At 48.0% G+C, this 19,452-nt stretch carries 17 protein-coding genes; all 17 read right to left on the reverse strand.

Annotated features, from left to right (window positions below):
• Positions 1-150: 150 nt before the first annotated feature.
• Positions 151-723 carry a DUF6470 family protein gene (locus tag CBW46_RS18475; RefSeq protein WP_089201454.1) on the reverse strand — a complete coding sequence of 191 codons (573 nt, stop codon included), beginning with the start codon at positions 721-723 and terminating at the stop codon, positions 151-153.
• A gap of 16 nt (positions 724-739) precedes the next feature.
• On the reverse strand, positions 740-1,651 hold the full coding sequence (gene flgL, locus CBW46_RS18485) for a flagellar hook-associated protein FlgL (protein ID WP_089201523.1): 912 nt from the start codon (positions 1,649-1,651) through the stop codon (positions 740-742).
• A gap of 54 nt (positions 1,652-1,705) precedes the next feature.
• Complete coding sequence (gene flgK, locus CBW46_RS18490; RefSeq protein WP_089201455.1) at positions 1,706-3,319, reverse strand: flagellar hook-associated protein FlgK; 1,614 nt, start codon at positions 3,317-3,319, stop codon at positions 1,706-1,708.
• Between the two features lie 33 nt (positions 3,320-3,352).
• Positions 3,353-3,853, reverse strand: a complete 501-nt coding sequence (locus CBW46_RS18495; RefSeq protein WP_089201456.1) for a flagellar protein FlgN — start codon at positions 3,851-3,853, stop codon at positions 3,353-3,355.
• Positions 3,854-3,887: 34 nt separating this feature from the next.
• Complete coding sequence (flgM, locus tag CBW46_RS18500) at positions 3,888-4,160, reverse strand: flagellar biosynthesis anti-sigma factor FlgM (protein WP_089201457.1); 273 nt, start codon at positions 4,158-4,160, stop codon at positions 3,888-3,890.
• A gap of 106 nt (positions 4,161-4,266) precedes the next feature.
• Positions 4,267-4,680 (reverse strand): flagellar protein, encoded by a 414-nt coding sequence (locus CBW46_RS18505; protein WP_089201458.1) that lies wholly within the window; start codon positions 4,678-4,680, stop codon positions 4,267-4,269.
• Between the two features lie 135 nt (positions 4,681-4,815).
• The gene (locus CBW46_RS18510; RefSeq protein ID WP_089201524.1) at positions 4,816-5,592 is read right to left on the reverse strand and encodes a ComF family protein; all 777 of its coding nucleotides are present in this window, start codon (positions 5,590-5,592) and stop codon (positions 4,816-4,818) included.
• 27 nt (positions 5,593-5,619) lie between these two features.
• Positions 5,620-6,729 (reverse strand): helicase-related protein, encoded by a 1,110-nt coding sequence (locus CBW46_RS21960; RefSeq protein ID WP_341538199.1) that lies wholly within the window; start codon positions 6,727-6,729, stop codon positions 5,620-5,622.
• A 182-nt stretch (positions 6,730-6,911) separates the two neighbouring features.
• Positions 6,912-7,103: a hypothetical protein gene (locus CBW46_RS21965; protein WP_243633401.1), complete on the reverse strand. Its 192-nt coding sequence runs from the start codon at positions 7,101-7,103 to the stop codon at positions 6,912-6,914.
• An 851-nt stretch (positions 7,104-7,954) separates the two neighbouring features.
• On the reverse strand, positions 7,955-8,353 hold the full coding sequence (locus CBW46_RS18520) for a hypothetical protein (protein WP_089201459.1): 399 nt from the start codon (positions 8,351-8,353) through the stop codon (positions 7,955-7,957).
• Positions 8,354-8,463: 110 nt separating this feature from the next.
• The gene (locus CBW46_RS18525; protein WP_089201460.1) at positions 8,464-9,189 is read right to left on the reverse strand and encodes a response regulator; all 726 of its coding nucleotides are present in this window, start codon (positions 9,187-9,189) and stop codon (positions 8,464-8,466) included.
• 3 nt (positions 9,190-9,192) lie between these two features.
• Positions 9,193-10,347: a sensor histidine kinase gene (locus CBW46_RS18530; RefSeq protein WP_089201461.1), complete on the reverse strand. Its 1,155-nt coding sequence runs from the start codon at positions 10,345-10,347 to the stop codon at positions 9,193-9,195.
• A 130-nt stretch (positions 10,348-10,477) separates the two neighbouring features.
• Positions 10,478-13,102 (reverse strand): stalk domain-containing protein, encoded by a 2,625-nt coding sequence (locus CBW46_RS18535; RefSeq protein ID WP_089201462.1) that lies wholly within the window; start codon positions 13,100-13,102, stop codon positions 10,478-10,480.
• Positions 13,103-13,270: 168 nt separating this feature from the next.
• Positions 13,271-14,476 (reverse strand): methionine adenosyltransferase, encoded by a 1,206-nt coding sequence (gene metK, locus CBW46_RS18540; RefSeq protein WP_089201463.1) that lies wholly within the window; start codon positions 14,474-14,476, stop codon positions 13,271-13,273.
• A 167-nt stretch (positions 14,477-14,643) separates the two neighbouring features.
• Positions 14,644-14,910, reverse strand: a complete 267-nt coding sequence (locus tag CBW46_RS18545; RefSeq protein ID WP_089201464.1) for an alpha/beta-type small acid-soluble spore protein — start codon at positions 14,908-14,910, stop codon at positions 14,644-14,646.
• A gap of 86 nt (positions 14,911-14,996) precedes the next feature.
• Positions 14,997-15,590: a hypothetical protein gene (locus CBW46_RS18550; RefSeq protein WP_089201465.1), complete on the reverse strand. Its 594-nt coding sequence runs from the start codon at positions 15,588-15,590 to the stop codon at positions 14,997-14,999.
• A 287-nt stretch (positions 15,591-15,877) separates the two neighbouring features.
• A complete protein-coding gene (locus CBW46_RS18555) occupies positions 15,878-19,099 on the reverse strand; it encodes an S-layer homology domain-containing protein (protein ID WP_089201466.1) in 3,222 nt (1,073 codons plus the stop codon).
• Between the last annotated feature and the right edge of the window lie 353 nt (positions 19,100-19,452).

Consider the following 19,452-nt stretch of genomic DNA (forward strand, 5'->3'; position numbering starts at 1 on the left):
TTTTTCATCGCTTGCTTAACTTCTTCTAATTTTGATGCGTTTTCCATCTTCATTCCCTACCTGTCTGTTCATGTTCATTACTTATTCGACAAGTAGGTATGAATTTCCTTACCATAGTTTTCTAAAATCTTTAGTTCAACTTATATAGTATTATATTTTCAAATTCACCTGAGGTGGGATGATTTCAACGGAAGGATAATCTGAGAGATAGATGTCCAGTTTTCCTCGATAATATTGAATTTCAGGTCGATTCACTTGCACGTCCATGTCGACTTGGCCCTGTTGCACTTGAATGTGCACCGTGGCTGGCTGGTAACGAATGTCTATGTTGTCGTATGACGCGTCGCCCATGTACATAAATTGAAAATTATCGACATCGTTAGTGCTTTCGACAGCAAGCTCCGCGATAGCGTTCCGCCGGGTGTGAATAGCTGCCATGATATTACCGTCCTCGACCTTTTTAGCGATGGCCTGCAAAGCGATTTGCTTACATGTTGAGTAGATTCGATGCATAGCCTCCAGATGTGGACCGTCGCCAAGCGCATCCCGCCAATCAGTATTGTCTATAGACAGGTGACCCTGTTGAGTATGGATCTCCAATCGCGCAGGCGTCGTCTGAATATCAACCGTCGCTTCGGGTTGTCTCATATCGAACTGCCCAAGATCCGCATCAATGTTCAATTGAGTATGCTGTTGCCGAATTTGTATTTGGGGAATTTGCAAGTCGTTTCCCCCTGTCTTATCTTAGAAAGTCAATTAGGCTGGCACTAATAAGTTTGGCTCCAACGGACAGGGAAGCTTGATAGACGTTCTCGTCCATTTTTAAATTGGTAATCACTTCAGCGATATCCGCATCTTCTGTTTTCGACTGCAAGGTTTGTAGATTGGTGCCTAGATCTGCCAGACGGGACTCAGCCAGTTCCAGCCGGTTCATTTTGGCCCCAACGTCGGCACGTGCCGCGAGGAATCGATCGTTGCATGCATCTAAGCGTCCAAGAATATTACTCACATCCGTGGATGTTCCCGTAGGAAGCAGCGCCGCGGACAGATCCTTTAATACTCTAAAAATGTTATCGTTAGTGCCCGGACTATTAGGATCATCCGCCGTGCCGAATACATCGTCACCCGTTTTATTCACCGACATTCGGACACCGACCCCGATATCAAAAACAACGTCACCCGAATCCACTTTGTCGAATTGCGCCGTGGCTTCGTCATAAGGTTTCTTGTCGGTGATTTGACCGTTGAAAATGTAACGGCCGTTAAACTGGCTGTTAGCGATACTCACCATTTGGGAATACAATTGATCTATTTCACTTTTGATAGTTTCACGCGCTTCCTGTGGATTTGTCCCATTCGCCCCCTGCACCGCAAGCTCACGAGCACGCTGAATAACACTATTGGCCTGTCCCATCATCGTATCTGTATAGTCCATCAACGATATCGCGCTGTCTAAATTGCTGTCAAATTGTTCGTTCGCGGACAGTTCACTGCGGTAACGGAGCGAGAAGCTCATCCCCACCGGATCGTCCGATGGAGCGTTGATTCTTCTGCCAGTGGACAGCTGATTTTGACCGTTTTGCATTCTCGTCAGATTGGAATTCATATTACGCAGCAGCTGATTGTTCAGCATGCCTTGCGTCACACGCATCGACATTATAGTCACCTCTCCTTAAAAAGACCAAGGAATATCTGCACTAAAATCCTATCTACCGACAACGCCCATGCTGTTGATCACTTTATCCAACATCTCATCGAATGTTGTCATCGCACGCGCGGCCGCGTTATAGGCATGCTGAAACTTGATCATATTTGCCATTTCCTCGTCCAAAGACACGCCGCTCACGGCTTGCCGTTGAGAATCTACCTGATCGACCAGCATTTGTTGGTTAGTCGCTTGCCGGTTGGCTTCCTGCGCTTGCACGCCCAGTGAGCCTACGATGGATCGGAAAAATTCATCCAACGTACCGTCCTTAAGCGCAGGTCTGCCAGTAGCGTTAGGATCAAAGCCAACCCGAGTGTTGCGTAAGCCCGCGATCAATAAAGCCATCTCATTATTACCTTTGACTACCTTTTCAATTCCGTCGGTATCCAAATATGTCCGCGTGGAAGTCGAAACATTCGTCACATCGCTGACAATTGCCGGGTTCACGGTGACACTCTCTGCGGTAAAACCGGCTGCCCCTGGCTTCATGCTAAAAAACGGAATCCCGGAGGTCAAGCCGGCAGCGCCCGTGTAGCCCAGCTCATGTAAACCGTTAAAGCCCTTCACTATCACTTCCGTACTGTTGGCCAAGGTGCGTTCGCCGATCGTTGGGCCGCCAAACTGCTGGGGGAGCGATGTTCCATCCGGCTGAACTACATTTAACGTCGCCCCTTGCGGTACTACCATTCCTGCCGGCAGGGTCACCTTCATATCTCCCTGCACCAAAGTGCTCAGCATGGAGTCCAATTGGTATTGATAATTTGCCACGTAGTAATCACGGGATTGGATCATTCCGTAAATTTCGCCGCTGTTGAGATTGCCGCCTGCAGCCGCAGCAGCTTGTATTCCTGCCGTAGTAAGTGGGGCAGCCGGCTGATTTCCCGCTACCAGTTGGGTGTTGCCCATTCGAATGGTATAACCTCGTGCTTCTTCCGTGTAGTTGATGTTAATAATTTTAGACAATCCGTCGACTAGCAGATCGCGCTGATCCCGTAGGTCGTTGGCGTCATCCCCAAGACCCTCCACGCGAAAAATAGCTTCATTCAGCTTAGCCACCTCATTAATAATCTGGTTGGCTTCGGTCACCTTCACGCCGATATTTTCCGTCAAGTCGTTCGACAAATCTTTCAATTGACGAGCAGTTTGGTTAAACGCATCCGTCATAGCCAACGCCCGCTCTTTTACCAATACACGTGCCGTGGTGTTCTCGGGGGATTTGCTCAGCTCCTGCCATGCATTCCAAAAGCCTTCGATGGTCTGCCGAACGCCGGTATCGGATGGCTCATTGATGATGGACTCCAACTTGTCCAATGTATCTTTGCGGATAGACCAATCACCTAGGTTCTTGTTCTCGTTCTGAAATTGGTTGTCCAGAAACTTCTCCCGAATCCGCTTAATATGGTCGAACTCCACGCTCTGCCCCATTTGTCCCGGAACATCGCTGCGCATGAGACCTGGATACTCGATCGGACGAGCAGCAACCATGTTGACGACCTGACGTGAATAGCCTTTGGTGTTGGCGTTGGCAATGTTATGCCCTGTTGTGTGAAGAGCGGCCTGCTGAGTGAACAAGCTGCGCTTGGAAATTTCTATTCCCCCGAAAGTGGAACGCATTATTTTTCTATCTCCTTCCGCCTGCCTAGATCATTACACTCTTCCGTCGAACAAGCTGTTTCTTTTCGACCCATATGTCGACATTTGTGGATGCTGATACACAACTTCATCCTCCGGAGGGCCCACGATCAAATCCAAAGAATAATCGACAAACGCCAATGAGTGCGCTATCAGCTGCTGATTGATTTGATTCAATTCCCGGAGCTTACGGATCGTTCCGAGCAACTGCTTCTGCAGACCGAGAAGCGTTCTCTTATCCTGGACATTAAATATAATTTTAGTCAAATCACTGACCGTGACCTTCGGGTTCGGCTTGTAGCCCTTTTCCATTAGGAATTGGCCGATTACCTCCACCCGCTGTTGATCCAGGTCACCCACCTGCCGCAGCAGCTTATTTTCCTTTGTCACGATCTGTGTCAATTTCTCCACATCATTGTGGATGAGCACGTGCTTCTTCTGCTCCGCCAATTCCAATAAAGTATCGTGTATCCTGTTTAAATCTTTCATCGTGTCAATTAAAGCTTGGAACGCCATGCTCATCCACCTAATGTTTTAAATTTTGTTTGAGCTAATTTATAAAAGGCAACAGTTTTTCCGCTATCCTTCTCGCATCCACGTTGTACGTGCCAGAGGCTACAGCTGACCTCAACTCGTCGATCTTTTGTCTTCTTTGTTCGGTTGCAGTTAGGTTGTGCGAGTTCAACAGCTCCTTGGCTTCCTCCGAGATTTCAACTTGGTCCTTCTTTTTGCCGGTCTTGCCAGCGGCCGAGTTGGGCATGGTGTCAAGCGATTTTTTATATGGATTAGTCGCTCCTATAGGATTCGTTCCGTTTATTTTCATCACAAACACCCCATTCTTTATAAAAAAATAAACCTCACCGAGAAAGCGTTACTACTTTTATCGGTGAAGCCCACGGCAAAGTTTAGACTGAATCGGATAAATCCAGTTATTTGTGCCGCTCCTTCAAGCGGTCCCGTATATTAAAGGCAATTCTGTTATGCTCCGCCTCTTGCTGCAATTTCTCCTGCAGCTTAAGGGATTCCTTCGTCAGCCTAGTTCGGCAGGGCTCACACATCGTATGCTCACGTATCGACGAGCCGCAAACCTCACAAAAATATGTCAAGTTCGCATTGTTTCTGGGCGAAATACGGCCTTCACGGATAAACTTCGTAATTTGTTTTATGGAAACGCCCGTCGCGGCACTGAGTTCCGTGATGGTGCAGTTGCGTTGTTCCCGTAAATATTCCAAGCATTTGTCATACTGCTCCTCGATCGATTTGATACAGTCTATGCACACACCCTGGCTATTTTTCACATACAATTTACCACAGCCGGGACAATTGTCCACGTTAAGAGTCATGTTAATTCCCCCTCACATATATATAATATATCGGCTATCGACTGGTTTTGTTTAGCGGCATTCATAGGTGGTGACTGCAAACTTGCTCGCACCGGATGGCACGTCTGCTCCAGTTAGCACCACGTTGTTCCGCTTTCATCTGGCCCAACTGATGCCAAAGACATCGGCGGGCAGTTCCTTTTTGATCGCTTTGGAACATTCGTTCAAGGTACTTCCGGTCGTATAAACATCATCTACTATGTACAGCTTGACCGAGCCGTGAGAAAAAAGGTCATTGTACTTCACTTTAGCAGACGGCAGGACCGCAAATACGCCCTGCATATCCTGCAGCCGGCCAGCCCTGGTTTTGAAACTTTGTTTGTCTGTGTGCCGCACCCGCTCTAGCATAGAAATTACCGGGATTCCCGTATGCCGTCCCAGTTCTTGCGCCAGCTGTTGCGCCTGGTTAAAGCCTCGTTCAGCTAATCGGGTGTCACTCAATGGAACGTAGGTGATAAGCTCAACGCATCTGCTGAAGTCACCTGAGGTGGCGGCGCTCTCATTGTGCAAATTGTAGGCGTGCAGCAGCATTGTCCCCATCAGGCGCTGCATGTTTTCGTTGCCGCGGTACTTATATAGTCCCAACCACTCTTTCATATCCGGGCTGTACCTGACAACACTGCGATTTCGTACAAAAAACCGCTGCTTGCGCCGGGTACAATCCAAACATACCTCTGACCGCCCACACTGGTCACATCGTACATTGAGTATCCAGGGAATGACTTCGCTGCATCTTTTGCACACAGGGAGCGCATGCTCTGTTGAGTAAGACACCCCACAGGCGGAGCATGTATTCCAAGTAGGCGCTAGCAGGCGCTCCGCTTTGTCCACCCACTGCTTGATCCACTCGCCGATGCCGGAACGTTTCTTCATTGTTTTCACTGTTGACACCCCCTTTTTTTACCTAGAAACTGTGTCATCCCCGTCGACTGGCACCAAGTAGCCTTTTTTCCGGGCTAGAGAGTTCATTCCTCGAATTTGTTTAATCGCCTCCACCTGTGCCTTAGTTCTATCCTTTGCTGCAAAAATCACACGGCCAGACGGGTCCGCAGCCGATCTGCCTGCTCGTCCAGCCATTTGAACTAGAGCCGCTGAATCAAAGATTGGGGCATCGGCATCCAAAATAAAAACATCCGACTTCGGAATGGTCACGCCGCGCTCCAAGATGGTCGTTGTAACAAGCATTCGGATGTTGGTCGTACGAAAATCGGTGACTTTTTGCGCGCGATCCTGATCTTTGGAGGAGGTACCATCGATATTTGCGTGTGGAAAACAGTGCCGTAGCAAGTTCATCATCGGCTCGACCATATGAATCTTCGGAACGAAGACAAAAATCTGTGCGCCTCTTTGCAGCGAACTTGAAAGTGCTTCTTTCAAACCAGCGGATAGGGATGCTTGCGTGATCTGCTTTTGCAGTGGAAGTGTTGTCGTGAGGATAGGCACAGGCAGCGGATGTCGGTGGTAGCGGGCTGCTACTTTTACATGAGGGATCATACGGCGATTAACCATCTTCTGAAGGTTCTTGGGAGGTGTGGCGGACAGCAATATGGTTGCGCCACCCGGTGCGCGAACCTTTTCGGCTGCGTAATGGAGCATCGGATTATTATGATACGGAAACGCATCTAATTCATCTATGATGACCAGATCAAAGGCGTGCTCGAACCTCATGAGCTGATGTGTTGTTGCGATGGTGATGCTGCCGACGTCCCAGCGCTGAGGACTTCCGCCGTAGAGAGTCACGACCGGCATGCCGGCGAACGCTTTTTCCAAACGGGGTTTCAGCTCCAATACGACATCCCGTCTCGGAGTGGCCACCACTACTCTGCCCCCATGTTCCACCGTGTATTGAATCAACGGAAAAATCATTTCTGTTTTGCCCGCTCCTGTGACGGCCCAAATCAGGAATTGCCGCGGTGCTTCCGCAGGTCTGCCATCTGCTGCTGTTTTTAATTGTAAATCCTGCAAAAAGAGTAAAGCTTGCTCAGACGCCTCTGATTGTATTTCACTCAAACCCCAAGGTTCGATGTATGTGTTCAGCGGTGGCGCTGATGTGAGCGGCGCTAGTTCTGTATAGCTGCTTGTCGAACACTGTGCGTCGCGAGGCGTGTGTGGTTGTATGCCTCGGTTTGCACCGCTGTGTTTCCCTTCTAGTATGACTCGTTGTGCATCTGGTCGAACCTCATGCCGTGGGTCTAGATGTGGATCTTGCTGTCGATCTCCTTGATCGAAGTGTGCGACTTGATGTGGATCTTGATGTGGGTGTGGATGTGGATCACGCTTTCGCTCTCTTTGAACGCAATGTTGATCATGGTGTGGATCTTGATAAGCATCATGATGTGGGTGTGGTTGACCGTAATGAGGTTCTTGCTCTGGGTCTCTTTCAACGACTTGCTGCCGGTGTGGCAATGTTAAGCTGTGTGCGGCTGGACTTGTGTCCCGTTGCCAGTATGGTTCTGCGGCTTGTGCTGTGCTGACCACGATTGAGCAAAATCTCGCACGCCCCATCGTGAGACATTGCTCGCAATAAGGACATAAGGTTCTGCACACGCTGCATTGCGTCAAGGCGATATGTTCGCCTCCACCACCACAGCGTCGACAACGATAGTCCGTCAGAGCGCGAAAAAAAGGGGGCTTACGCACCATCTCCGACGTGACACCTAAATCCAACCGCAGCGCACCTCGCAGGTATGCAGTTTGTAAATAGAGCGCGGGTTCGACAGCAGCCTCACTAAATCCGTGATGTTCAATCAACTGTAGCAGTTCGTCCCACAATAAGCTCCGGCCGTCCAAAATGGTGATCAGCTGCATTAGCGTTAGCTCGTTGAATCGGTTCCAACTTTGTGCGGCACTCACGCGATACGCCTGCCACTGCTGAAAATCGCATATGACCAAACGTGGTCTTTCGCAGTCGGTCTTCTCCAGAGGAACGTTGAGTTCGGCAGCGGTCCGTACCACATATCGCAAAAACAGCTCAGGCTGCTGCGCCGCGTTAGCGTGCCATTTGCGTGCATTTAATTTGTCTCGCATCGCAACCGCTTGTCCAAAAGAAATGGCCGGCTCCAGCATCAAGATTCTCACTGAATCCCTATGCCAACCGAACCAATGCATCATGTCCGCTCGTATATCCAAAGAAAGCTGCCAAATAGTTTGGTGCCCGCTCACCAGCGCATACAAAGTTACTTTCATCTTCCACCTGCAAAATTATTTTCTTGAGAATAGTTTCTTAGGGCCAAGGCTAAAATGCCCTGTAAGCTGTCGCCAAACCGTCCTGCGAAGCTACCCGGACCACAATGACACGTTTATCCTCGTGCTCACGTATCCAGTCATCAATTGAACCCCGAGCGTCGAAAACACGGAACTGCAAATCATCTTTTCGACAAAATCGTTCAATGATGGCCATTGTGTCATCGGCGGATCCTTCGTCGGCTAAAGTCACACGAATCTCTTTGCCTTTGAGCCGCGAGAAAAAGTGTAACGCCCGAATGTACCATTCGACCTGCATTTGACTATTATACGTAACAAGCAAAAAATACGTTATATGTTGATCCTCTTCACGCCGCCGTCGATAAAACCAGTGCACCAGGGCAATACTTGCAGCGTAGCTGCCGAAGATCCATAACAAGCCTATAATCATCGCGGCTCCCTCCCTTGCCCCCATTATATGCCTCTGTGGGTCGGTTGGTTCCTTAGCCGCTTGGAAAATGGTTGTTCGATCCCGATGCTTAGCAGAGCTGAGCCATTGACTTACAGCGTGACCCAGCCATTCTTGATCGCAACAATAACCGCCTGAGTACGGTCATCAACCTCCATTTTTTGCAAAATGCTGCTGACGTGGTTTTTGACAGTTTTCTCGCTAATGAACAGAAATTCACCAATCATTTTGTTACTCTTGCCTTCCGCCATCAACCGGAGGACTTCCGCCTCTCTTCTGGTCAAAGGACTGTTATCGGTATGTATGTATTTCACGCCGGCTTCTTTGGATACCGCGCTGCCGCCAGCTGTGCCCACTTCATCCAAATAAGTCATCCGGCGCAACTGATTTATCAGCTTACCTGTTACCTTCGGATGTATGTATGCGTGACCGGCCACCACCGACCGGATTGCGTTAATCAGTGACTCAGCTTCCATATCCTTCAACAAATATCCGGAGGCGCCTTTGCGCAGTGTTTCAAAAACATAACTCTCGTCATCATGAATAGATAGGATAATAACCTTGATATCAGGAAAAATTTCCTTTAACTTCTCGGTAGCAACGACGCCATTCTCCACCGGCATGTTGATGTCCATCAAAACGATATCGGGATTCAACTTGTTGCACAGCTCGATGACTTGAATGCCGTCGCCGCATTCGCCTACGACCTCCAAATCGTTCTCCATATTCAAAATACGTTTAACCCCTTCGCGAAACAACTGATGATCGTCCGCAAGAACGAGTCTAATGTTTCGTTTTGTAGTATTTACCATCTCCATGTATTATTCCTCCTTTGACTTTAGCTTGATTGGGATCAGCAGCGAAACCTTTGTCCCTGCACCCAACGTTGACTGAAATTCCATTCGTCCTTCGAGCAGCTCTACTCTTTCACGCATGCCCATCAGCCCATAGTGGCTGCCTTTTTCGATTTTTTTATCTATATTATCAACAACGAAGCCGACCCCATTATCGGATATGACTATTTTCACCATTTGTTGTTGGAAAGTTACTTCCAGTGTAACATGAGAAGCCTGTGCATGCTTCAACACGTTAGAAAACGCCTCCTGCACCAGACGGTAAATCGCCACTTCCATTCCCGACGGCAGACGACCTTCTTTGCCTATGACTTCAAACTTAGTGCTAATTCGCGTTTTTTCCTCGTAATCCTGCACAAATTTCCTTAATGCAGGAATAAGCCCCAAATCATCCAGAGCCATCGGACGAAGATTGAAAATAATCTTTCGAACCTCCTCAATCCCTCCACGTACCTGACCCTTTAGGTCTACCAGCTCATCCTTGACAGAATTATATGCTTGTTTAGAGAGCATACGCTCTGCGATTTCCGTTCTCAGCACGACATTAGCCATAGTTTGCGCCAATCCATCGTGTATTTCCCGAGCAATCCGCTTGCGCTCTTCCTCTTGTGCGAGAATGATCTTTAAGCCCAACAGTTGTCGATTTTTCGCGGATTCCAGCAGCCGTGTGACCTGATTCAGATCTCCGGACAAATACTCCAGTACTACGTTCACCTGTGAAACGACAGATTCCGCCCGTTCCAGCTGTTTATCCACATTTTTTATACGTTTCTGCAGATCATCCCGGCGCGCTTTCAGATAAATTTCTTTTTCCCGACACATCGCCAGCTGCGTTTGCATCTGTGTCGCGAATTCATACGCCACCTGAATATCGTGCTCCGTAAATCGCTTGAAATCCCGACTCACTTCCGTTAGCCGAACACGAGCCCTGCGATATTCCAATTCGTAATGGTCAACCTTCTCTATCGTCGTTTTAGCGTCATTTATGACCGACTCTAATTCAGTGATCAGCGAGGCTCTCTCCGTTCGCACACTCTCGCAGATCTCAAATATTTGGTACTTACTGCTCACCATGACATCAATTGCATTTTTGATCACGTGGTCTAAAGCATCCACTTGCATTTAGGTCCGGCTCCTTCATAAGCGATTCCATACAGTGAAGCCAGCTCGAACTTTGTCCCTAATTCGAACTGGCTCCTATGCACTATATTATCACAATTCCTGTCGTCTGTAGGAGGATATAAGGAACTAATTATTGGAGTGTAATTCGCCTTGTTTTTTCCTCCCAAGTGACTTTCCAGCCTAAATTCTCTGAAATTATGCGTAAAGGAACCATCGTTAGGTCCTTCATGATTTGTGGAGGTACCTCTGCAGTAATTCGCTGTCCGTTCACGATCAAATCCTTTTGCCCAACCCATAGGTCTACTATTTTATCCCCGCGGATGACAGTAACTTTGCGTTCGTTGTCGTCCCATCGCACCTCTCCGCCCAAAGCGTCTGTCACAAAGCGAATAGGTATCAGTGTATTCCCCTCAACAATAACAGGTGCCTGCTCCAAAGTCATCTTTTTACCATTCACGGACACTGCAGTCTGATCGACAGTCAGGTCGACCGCAGTGAACGAGGGGGTCGTCACTTGTCCCTTGTAGGAGAAAGTAATATCATCGATTCCGATTGTACCCTTAGCTGCGCGCTCATCCTGGCCGATTTCATCGTTGACTACATATATGCTCTTCACGACGATCGGATATTTCAAATTATACCCTGTTAGGTCGGCAGTGACCATTTTCCAACCCTTCCAGTTAATACGGGGCTCAATTTCGACATAGGAAGTGTTGCCGCTGTTATCCTTTATTTCAGCTTTCAGCGCGTTTAAGCTCTCGTCACCATTCACCCTCAGCTTCATGAGCTGTGGTTGCCCTTCGATTTGAATATTTGGGTCCAAGTCGGCATACGCCCATTTAGTGCCGGTACCCTGTGTGAAATCATAATTTAATTCTAAGCATTTATTTTTAGCCTCATCATCCTTGGTATACACTGAGGCGGAAACTTCAGCAGGCAGTGCCCTGGATTTGGTCATGACAGCGAAGTTATCTAAATCATACCAAACCTTGTCCCAGCCTACGGGGATCGTAAGCATAGTGCTGTAGCCGTCGTAGCGAGCAATCAATTGGGCGTGGTTGGTTCCCGCCAAGCTTTGTACGTGCAACATTCCATCCTTTACTTCTGCTTTCATACCGATGATTTCCCATTGTATGAGTGTGGGCGGAATCTCCCTTGTTTTTCCGGATTTGGTTGTGGCGATCACAGGCAGCTTGTAGCTCTCTCCCTCGGATAAAGCGATATTAGGGGCGTCGATCTTCAACCCGCTCAGTTGATTTCGTCCGGCGACTTCAAGCTCAGTGGTCTGAGTTCCGGCGCCTGAGGAAGCGGTGACTTTTACCATGCCCGCTCTGGTTGGCGTAAAGACATTGTTTTGAAAAGAGCCCGACTGGCTGTCAACCGCCCATCTCGCGCCGACTGCTGCACTCTCCGATACAATGGGATTATAGAATTCATCGTATCCTCTGAAGCTTAGCGGTGCCTGTTCATTCAAAAAGAGCACGCTGGGCGCCTGGATCAGTAGTTCCTTGGGCTGCCCTTGCGGTGCAGTTGAATATACTCCCACCCCATTGACTACCCGCCGTTGAATACCTGTCTCTGTTTTATTGACCAGTACGGGATTAAATTCACCCAATGGCCGTGCAACCATCTGTGTGGAACCACCGCCATCGAGGTTAAGACCTTTCCACACCCCGACCTTGATCATAAATTGCTGCAGTTCCGTCATAGTTAATCCCTTGCTGTCACCCGCATTATCCGCCGTTATGATGTAAGCAGTTTTTTGGTCCTGTGAATAACCAATCGCGGTTCTAGAACGGGTACAGCATAGATCGTTGACTTGTCGCGAAAACTGTGCCGGCTGCCCCTGATCAACCACAATGGTATGTCCGCCGATCATCATTTTGAAGTTGTCCACATCATAGGACTTGTTTGGGTCCTGCGGCAGTACTTGATAATTCACCGTCAGCGGATCGCCTACCTTCATATGTTGCCTCACAAAGTCAGCCGCTTTACCTGACGCACGCAATATGTATCCATCCTCTGGAGCCACCATGTTGATCACTTGATTGTCCGCAATCTGCTTTATCACGCCATTTTGCACGAGTACTTCTGTGGGCACGGTGACACCGTCATTGGAGCGGTCAGCCTGTCCCCATGCGTCCGTATACATGAACATCGCGTCGACATGACTATGCTCACCACCTGGTTCAAACCAATAATACGTTTTATTAATCCCACCGAGTTGGAAGCTCGCTCCATCGTTCGCAGTGACCGTACCGTTAAATGTAAACAAGTCCACCACAGGCACATTGTCCTTTGTTAAAGCGAAGCTATAAAATCCTGGAAGGTATGGTGGCGTAGCCATCAACTTCCCGTTGCTGATCTGTGGTCCCACCGGCACCCCTTCAGCCTGTGTGTTGTAAAAATCCCCGTTAACCCCGGCGACCGCCTTAGTTTCCGTTGCCATGCCCAGGACGGTCTGCTTCTTGGTGAATTGGTTGTTCGTGCCCGTCATCACATCCAACTTCACATACGGATTAGTTAAATCCACCTCAATCACATTGGCATTGGTCGTAATCTCTTTGTTATTCCTGATAGATTTCCAGACATATTTTTTAAGTACTGCTCCTGATGTCAAAATTTCTTGTCCTACCATAGCTACCGTAGGCTCTGCAGCAGCATGCACGGTTGGCATCGACACAATCGGTGTGAAAAAGATCGCCGCTGACAACACTAAAGATGACATTCTAACCCATGCTTTCTGTTTACTCACGTTGCGTTCTCCCTTCTATTCCATCTCCTTTATAATAGACTCTTAATCTATCACAAAAGTTACGTTGAAAGCGGGGAAAATTACTAGAGTCATAAAAACGACAAAAAAAACAAACCCAGCCTTGCAAAAGAAGACTGAGTTTGTTTCACATGAGTCAGTATTATGGATTTAGGCTAGGGCATCCCGCTTGAGCAGGTCTGCTTTATCTGTGCGCTCCCAAGGAAGATCGACATCTGTACGGCCAAAATGACCGTACGCAGCGGTTTGCTTATAAATTGGTCTGCGTAGATCGAGTTGCTTAATGATACCCGCTGGACGTAGGTCAAAGTGCTTACGCACAACTTGGACCAGCTTGTCCTCACTCACCTTGGCTGTGCCGAAAGTGTCCACGGTGATAGACACTGGTTGAGCGACACCAATAGCGTATGCCAGTTGGACTTCGCAACGGTCCGCCAGGCCCGCGGCTACGATGTTTTTAGCAACGTAACGCGCTGCATATGCGCCGGATCTGTCAACCTTTGTTGGATCCTTACCGGAGAATGCGCCTCCGCCGTGGCGCGCATAACCGCCGTACGTGTCAACGATGATTTTCCGCCCGGTTAAGCCGGCATCCCCTTGTGGGCCACCGATGACAAAACGACCTGTCGGGTTGATGAAGTATTTGGTGTCCCCGTCCAGGAATTTTTCCGGCACGATTGGTTTAATAACATGCTCCTTAATGTCAGCTTGGATCTGCTCCAACGTGACGTCCTCACCGTGCTGAGTTGAAACGACGATTGTATCAACGCGCACCGGCGTATCACCTTCATACTCGACTGTCACCTGGGTTTTGCCGTCAGGGCGCAGATACGGCAGCGTGCCATTCTTGCGAACTTCCGCCAAGCGGCGAGACAATTGATGGGCCATAGACACCGGCAAAGGCATTAGCTCTGGTGTCTCGTTGACCGCGTATCCAAACATCATGCCTTGGTCGCCTGCGCCGATAGCCTCTATTTCCTCATCGGTCATCTGCCCTTCGCGCGCCTCAAGAGCTTTATTCACGCCCTGCGCGATGTCCGGTGATTGTTCGTTCAGCGATACGAGCACAGCACACGTCTTATAGTCGAAACCATATTTTGCGCGAGTGTAGCCAATGTCCTTGATTGTTTGACGGGCGATGGATTGGATATCTACGTATTCCGACCGGCTGGTGATCTCCCCAATGACGAGAACCAAACCTGTCGCAACTGAAACCTCGCAAGCCACGCGAGCGTTAGGATCGTTTGCTAGAAAAGCATCTAAAACAGAATCGGATATCTGATCGCAAATTTTATCAGGATGTCCTTCGGTCACTGATTCAGATGTGAATAAGCGTCGAACGCGCGGTGTCGACATATTACCGACCTCCTATTGGTGAGTTCAAAAAAATGCAGCGTGTATGCAAAAAAATTAACCTTTTCCGGTAGGAAAAGGCTTCTACGGACCTTCTTTTAGTTATGTTACTGGATTTGAACAGTACTGTCAATAATATCGCATGAGTTCGTCGAATAACCAGGCTCAGCTCACAATTTTAACAGCATTTCCTCCGCACGGCTGATCAACCGCCGTACCATATGGCCCCCCACGGCGCCAGTGTCTCGGGTCGCGATGTACCCCCAGTAATCCGCAGGAGTGGTGGCGGCTGGAATTTCACCCAATTCCGCGGCAAACTCCACGTTCGCGTCAGCGATAGATTTGCCCACCGGCAACCCAAGCTCTGCGGCTATCTCATACTTCAATGCATCCAAGGCCTGATGGCTTTCCGGTACCACTTTTTTCTGTTTTGCCATGAATAGACCTCCCTCCGTGACTGTAACCATAGTATGTCCGCGTACGGAGCGAGCAAACGTATAAACGCTTGTCATTCGGGGTAAAATTATGGTGTAGCCTTAGAGCCGTCGGGGTTGGTTACCTCGTAAGCTCCGCGAACCATGACAAAAATCTCCTGCTTGGACCTGGCATCAGCCTTGACTCCGCGACCATCCCGTGGGACCACCAGCAGATGGTTCAGCTCTACCGGCGCGCCCGCAGAAATGTCCTTACCTGACGTAATATCCGGTATGCCATTGTCATCAGAGCTGGTGACAGTGACCTTTCCCGTGCGCACAATAATCTCGCTTCCCGCCGCACCCATGAGAACTTGTCCTGGTTCTAAGGTCACAACGGTGAGATTAGAACCCTCAGTGGATGGCCAGGAAGTAGACGCACTGTCCGTGGAGGTCTGCGCTCCGCTGCCAGCTAGTTGCTTAGTTATCATTTGTTTTACTTTATCTTCTGTGACGCTTTGCTTGTGCAGTTCTTCAGCTATTCTCGATTGGATATTTTGCTCAAAGTAGCTTTTCGTAATCACCGGATCTTCAATGGATCCCGCCTGCGAGTCGGAGTTCACCCCATCTGCGACGGCAATCACGACAGTCGATGTCCACAGCATCACTGTGCAGAGTACCACTTTAAATGTTCGTTTTTTCATCAGGCACCTCCAGGGAATTCCTATCTGCTGTAAGGGTATGTAATCAGCGCAGTCGAGTCTTAAGTTTATTGTATAGTTGTCCCGTGATAAAGGCAACAATTGGATGATGATTGCGGAAATTTCGGGCGATCCCAAAACAAATGATAACTCTACAGGTCGTTCTCAATTAGGGCAGTGCCGAATGGACTGGTAACGTTCTACAGACCAATGCTGAAACGTCTTTTCGCCACACCTCCGGAACATAGAAAAAGAAGACCCCGAAGGGCCTTCTCTTTAAATAAATGCAATTACTGCAGGTTTACACTGAAGCTGCCAGCAACGCCGCTTGGCGCCAAGATGTTAACAGTGAAGGATGTTACACTGCCTCCATTAACAAGCTTGATAACACCATCATTCAATGCTGCCTGATCAAAGTTCTCTTGCGTGCCACCCTCGATATCGGAGATGTAGTACGTCAAGTTCAGCGCTTGATCATGGCTTTCAACGAACTGATCATTAGTGCCTTTTTCAGATACGATTTCATTACCGTATTGGTCCTTGATCGTAACTTTTTCAGCGAGATCATCGAGAGTTACGCCATTAGCAATGGTAGCTCTGCTGAAAGTATTCTCGGAGCGCTTCAGATCGATGCTCTTCACGGAAGGAGCTTCGTTCTTAGTGGTCACAGGAATGCCAGCTGTGTTTCTTTCGTTTTTCAAGTTAGTGTACACGACTTGAAGGTTAGTTGTACCTGCATCGATACCTGCAACGATGAACTTGTTCTTCGCGCTGTTATCAACATCCAGTGCGTACGCAACGTTTTGGTTAGTGGAGCTTACGTTGCTGACCTGAGCAGCGGTTTTAACTTCCTCACCGTTGTGCTTAACTCTGACTTTTACCTCTTTGCCAAGCTTAGTCAACTTGTTGTCAACCAGCAGGTAAGTGGCTTGCTGTACGGATGATCCTGGAGCATCGAAGTACTCGCCAGCTGCCAGAATAGTGTTGTTGTCAACAGTTTTATCCAGGTAAGCTTCATAAGTGAAGCTGTTGCTGTTATCGCGAATATCAAGAACTTCCATAGTAGTAGTCAAGGAGTTGATGGAATTCCACTCGGACTCCCCTGCCTCTTGTCTGAACAGTTCCACTTTCAATTCATATGGAGCGTTAGCCAAATCGATGTTCTCTGTGACAAATTCAAACTTCTTGTCGTACAGGTCTTCCAAGCTCATTACTTGTGGAGCATAAGTTGCGTTCAAGACACTGCCAGTAGCTCTGTTCACCAAAGTGAGTCCGCCAGGAGCTGCGCCGGAACCAGTGTATCTGAATGTCAACTCTGCTCTGTATTGGTAGTCCTCATCGTTCTCATACTTGACCGGCTGGCCATATTGGTCATAGAACTTCACTTTGAAGTCGTTTGTAGCGCCTCTTGTCATGTACTTCTTAGGAGTAGTTGAGAATTTCGCAGTTTCAACTGTGCGAACAGACGCAACAGATGTTCTCCAAGTAGCACTTGCGTTGTTCACATCTTCCAAGGTCACTGTGATCTCTTGAGAACCTGTGTTATCAACATTAGCAATCGCTACATAGCCTTTATATTTACCAGTGCGTTTGATTTCTTCGCCTTCTACCAAGTCAATACCGCTTGAAGTGTCGAAATCGAATTTCTGATCGTCAAATGCGTCAACGATTTCGTCCTGAGTCAACTGCTCACCTTTAGCATCTTTCACGATGATTGGTACATACAACATGTTGGTGAACTCGTCTTCTTGCAAGCGGTCGATGTTGTCGCCTTCAGCCAATGTGTAGCTGTAGTTGCCGAATTCAACTGTGGCAGGTTCTTTAGTAGCACTGATTTTGATCGCCTTACTCACGCTTTGGCCAGATCCACCTGCACTCACAGTAACTGTTACTTCTTTTTGCTCAGCAGTGCTGGACCAGAGTCTCAACTCAGCAGCGTCATCGCCAATTACGCTATCCACAAACGGATCGTCGTTAGTGTCAGTACCTGTGTCTAAGTCGCCATCGTTAGTGTATACACTTACGCTGTCGTTCAGCACATCTACATCGTCAACGCGGAAACCGTATTGGTCGTAAGCTTTAAAGTCGAGGTAGCCATACCCGCCTTCGCCATCGATAGCGTCAAGCTTGTTACCGGACGAATCCAAGAGATCGGCAAGTTCGATTTTCGCTACTTGGGACTCCATACCCACTACGAAAGTACGAGTGACTTGAGCGCCGCTTTCTTCATGCAGGATGGAGATATTGATGCGGTCGTTAGTGTCTACATCGTCTTGCAACAAGTAGAATGCTTGCTGACCCGCGATTGGGCTAGTAGTGGAATCACCACTCACTTTGATGTCGAAAGCGCTGGAAGTCAGGCTGCTTTGCGCACCGTATTGGTTCGTAGCTTTGAAGTCAACGCGAACTTTATGAAGCATTTGCGGGTTCTCGTCTTCATCCCAAGCCAAAGGAATTGTTTCGCTCGCTGTCAAGAAGTCGATTTTAGTGATTTTCTCAACAGTTGTTGTTACGGAAGCAGTTTTAGCTGTTGAATCAAGGTTGCTAACGCCGCCGATTGTAACATCATACTTGTTGTTTTGGAATTTGGAATCAAACTTCAAAGTAGCGACAGTTTTCTTCTCATCCCAAGTTGTAGTGTAGTTGGAAACTACAGCTCCATCTTTCTTAACTTCGATTGTCAAAGCTTTCGCAGCTTCTTCAGTCAAAGCACCGTTCAGTTCAAGAGTCAACTTGTCTGCATCAGTTGCTTTCAAGGAAGCAATTGCATACTGACCGTTGAAATCTAGCTTGTGTTGTTGCTTCGCTTCGTAGGATGACAACACCAACAAGTCACGAGTAGCGTTGGAAGTACCGCTGAACTTACCGTCAGCGCCGTTAGCCAACAATTTCAGATTAATAGCCAGTGCTACATAGCCTTTTGCCCAATCGGAAACAGTTGCGTCAGCCACGCCTGCAGTTGCTTTAGCATCAGCATCTTTACCCAATCCGCGGATCAAGAAAGTCGCCAATTGCTCTTTCGTTACTTTACCAGCTGGGTTATATTCGCCCTCAGCATAACCATCAGTGATGCCTGCTGCTCTAACCGCTTCGATGTAAGGAAGAGCGTATCCGTTAGCTGGATCGTCAGCCTTTACGTCTTTGAAGCTGGAAGTTTTTAAAGTAGTGTCAACTTTCAATCCGAAGATCAAAGATGCTACTTTAGCGAATTGAGCACGGTTCATTTCGTCTTTAAGACCGAATTTGCCCTCGTCCACGCCGTCAAAGATTCCAGCGGAAATCATTGCGTCGAATTTCTCTTTTGTTGCTGCATCAAGGTCTTTCAAGTCCGTGAAATCAGCGGAAGTCTTAGGCGCATCTGCTGCCATTGCTACGGAAGAAAACATCGAGAAAGCCATAGCAAGGGACAGGATTGTAGATAAACTTTTTTTCATAACCTTTTTGTCTCCTCCTTGAATATCTTTCGGGTTTTGAGAGTGTTGTTTAGTTAAATTATCGCTCGATTCACTCATTAGCCGATTCACCCCCTTCCCAGAGTTAGAGCAAAATAATTTTTATTTATTAAGGCCTGCAATGTATAATATTGCAGAAACTAGTAAACAATAACCATGGAAAGACTAGGCATTGGCATGCCCTAACACATTATACACTGTGAAACTAGTAAGGTAAAGTGCTTATTTTGTGAAAAATATCCAGAAGCAACTCGGCACTTCATCTTATTACTAGGTCCCGCTGTGATGTTCAATGTATTAAACGCAGCGTTTCTGGAAAAGTTGCGCCTTCGAAAAAAAACTTTTGTATTTTCTAACCAAGCAGTCAGAAGGAGAGCGGGCGTTCCACGCGGCAGCCTCATTAAATCACGTGT

This window comes from Paenibacillus xerothermodurans (genome assembly GCF_002220865.2).
Lineage (GTDB): Bacteria > Bacillota > Bacilli > Paenibacillales > NBRC-103111 > Paenibacillus_S > Paenibacillus_S xerothermodurans.

Bases quoted from the DNA above. Each gene is read 5' to 3' on its own strand.
- flgL (WP_089201523.1), bottom strand. From the start codon at position 1,651: ATGCGTGTGACGCAAGGCATGCTGAACAATCAGCTGCTGCGTAATATG.
- flgK (WP_089201455.1), bottom strand. From the start codon at position 3,319: ATGCGTTCCACTTTCGGGGGAATAGAAATTTCCAAGCGCAGCTTGTTC.
- CBW46_RS18495 (WP_089201456.1), bottom strand. From the start codon at position 3,853: ATGGCGTTCCAAGCTTTAATTGACACGATGAAAGATTTAAACAGGATA.
- flgM (WP_089201457.1), bottom strand. From the start codon at position 4,160: ATGAAAATAAACGGAACGAATCCTATAGGAGCGACTAATCCATATAAA.
- CBW46_RS18505 (WP_089201458.1), bottom strand. From the start codon at position 4,680: ATGACTCTTAACGTGGACAATTGTCCCGGCTGTGGTAAATTGTATGTG.
- CBW46_RS18510 (WP_089201524.1), bottom strand. From the start codon at position 5,592: ATGAAGAAACGTTCCGGCATCGGCGAGTGGATCAAGCAGTGGGTGGAC.
- CBW46_RS18520 (WP_089201459.1), bottom strand. From the start codon at position 8,353: ATGATTATAGGCTTGTTATGGATCTTCGGCAGCTACGCTGCAAGTATT.
- CBW46_RS18525 (WP_089201460.1), bottom strand. From the start codon at position 9,189: ATGGAGATGGTAAATACTACAAAACGAAACATTAGACTCGTTCTTGCG.
- CBW46_RS18530 (WP_089201461.1), bottom strand. From the start codon at position 10,347: ATGCAAGTGGATGCTTTAGACCACGTGATCAAAAATGCAATTGATGTC.
- metK (WP_089201463.1), bottom strand. From the start codon at position 14,476: ATGTCGACACCGCGCGTTCGACGCTTATTCACATCTGAATCAGTGACC.
- CBW46_RS18545 (WP_089201464.1), bottom strand. From the start codon at position 14,910: ATGGCAAAACAGAAAAAAGTGGTACCGGAAAGCCATCAGGCCTTGGAT.
- CBW46_RS18550 (WP_089201465.1), bottom strand. From the start codon at position 15,590: ATGAAAAAACGAACATTTAAAGTGGTACTCTGCACAGTGATGCTGTGG.
- CBW46_RS18555 (WP_089201466.1), bottom strand. From the start codon at position 19,099: ATGAGTGAATCGAGCGATAATTTAACTAAACAACACTCTCAAAACCCG.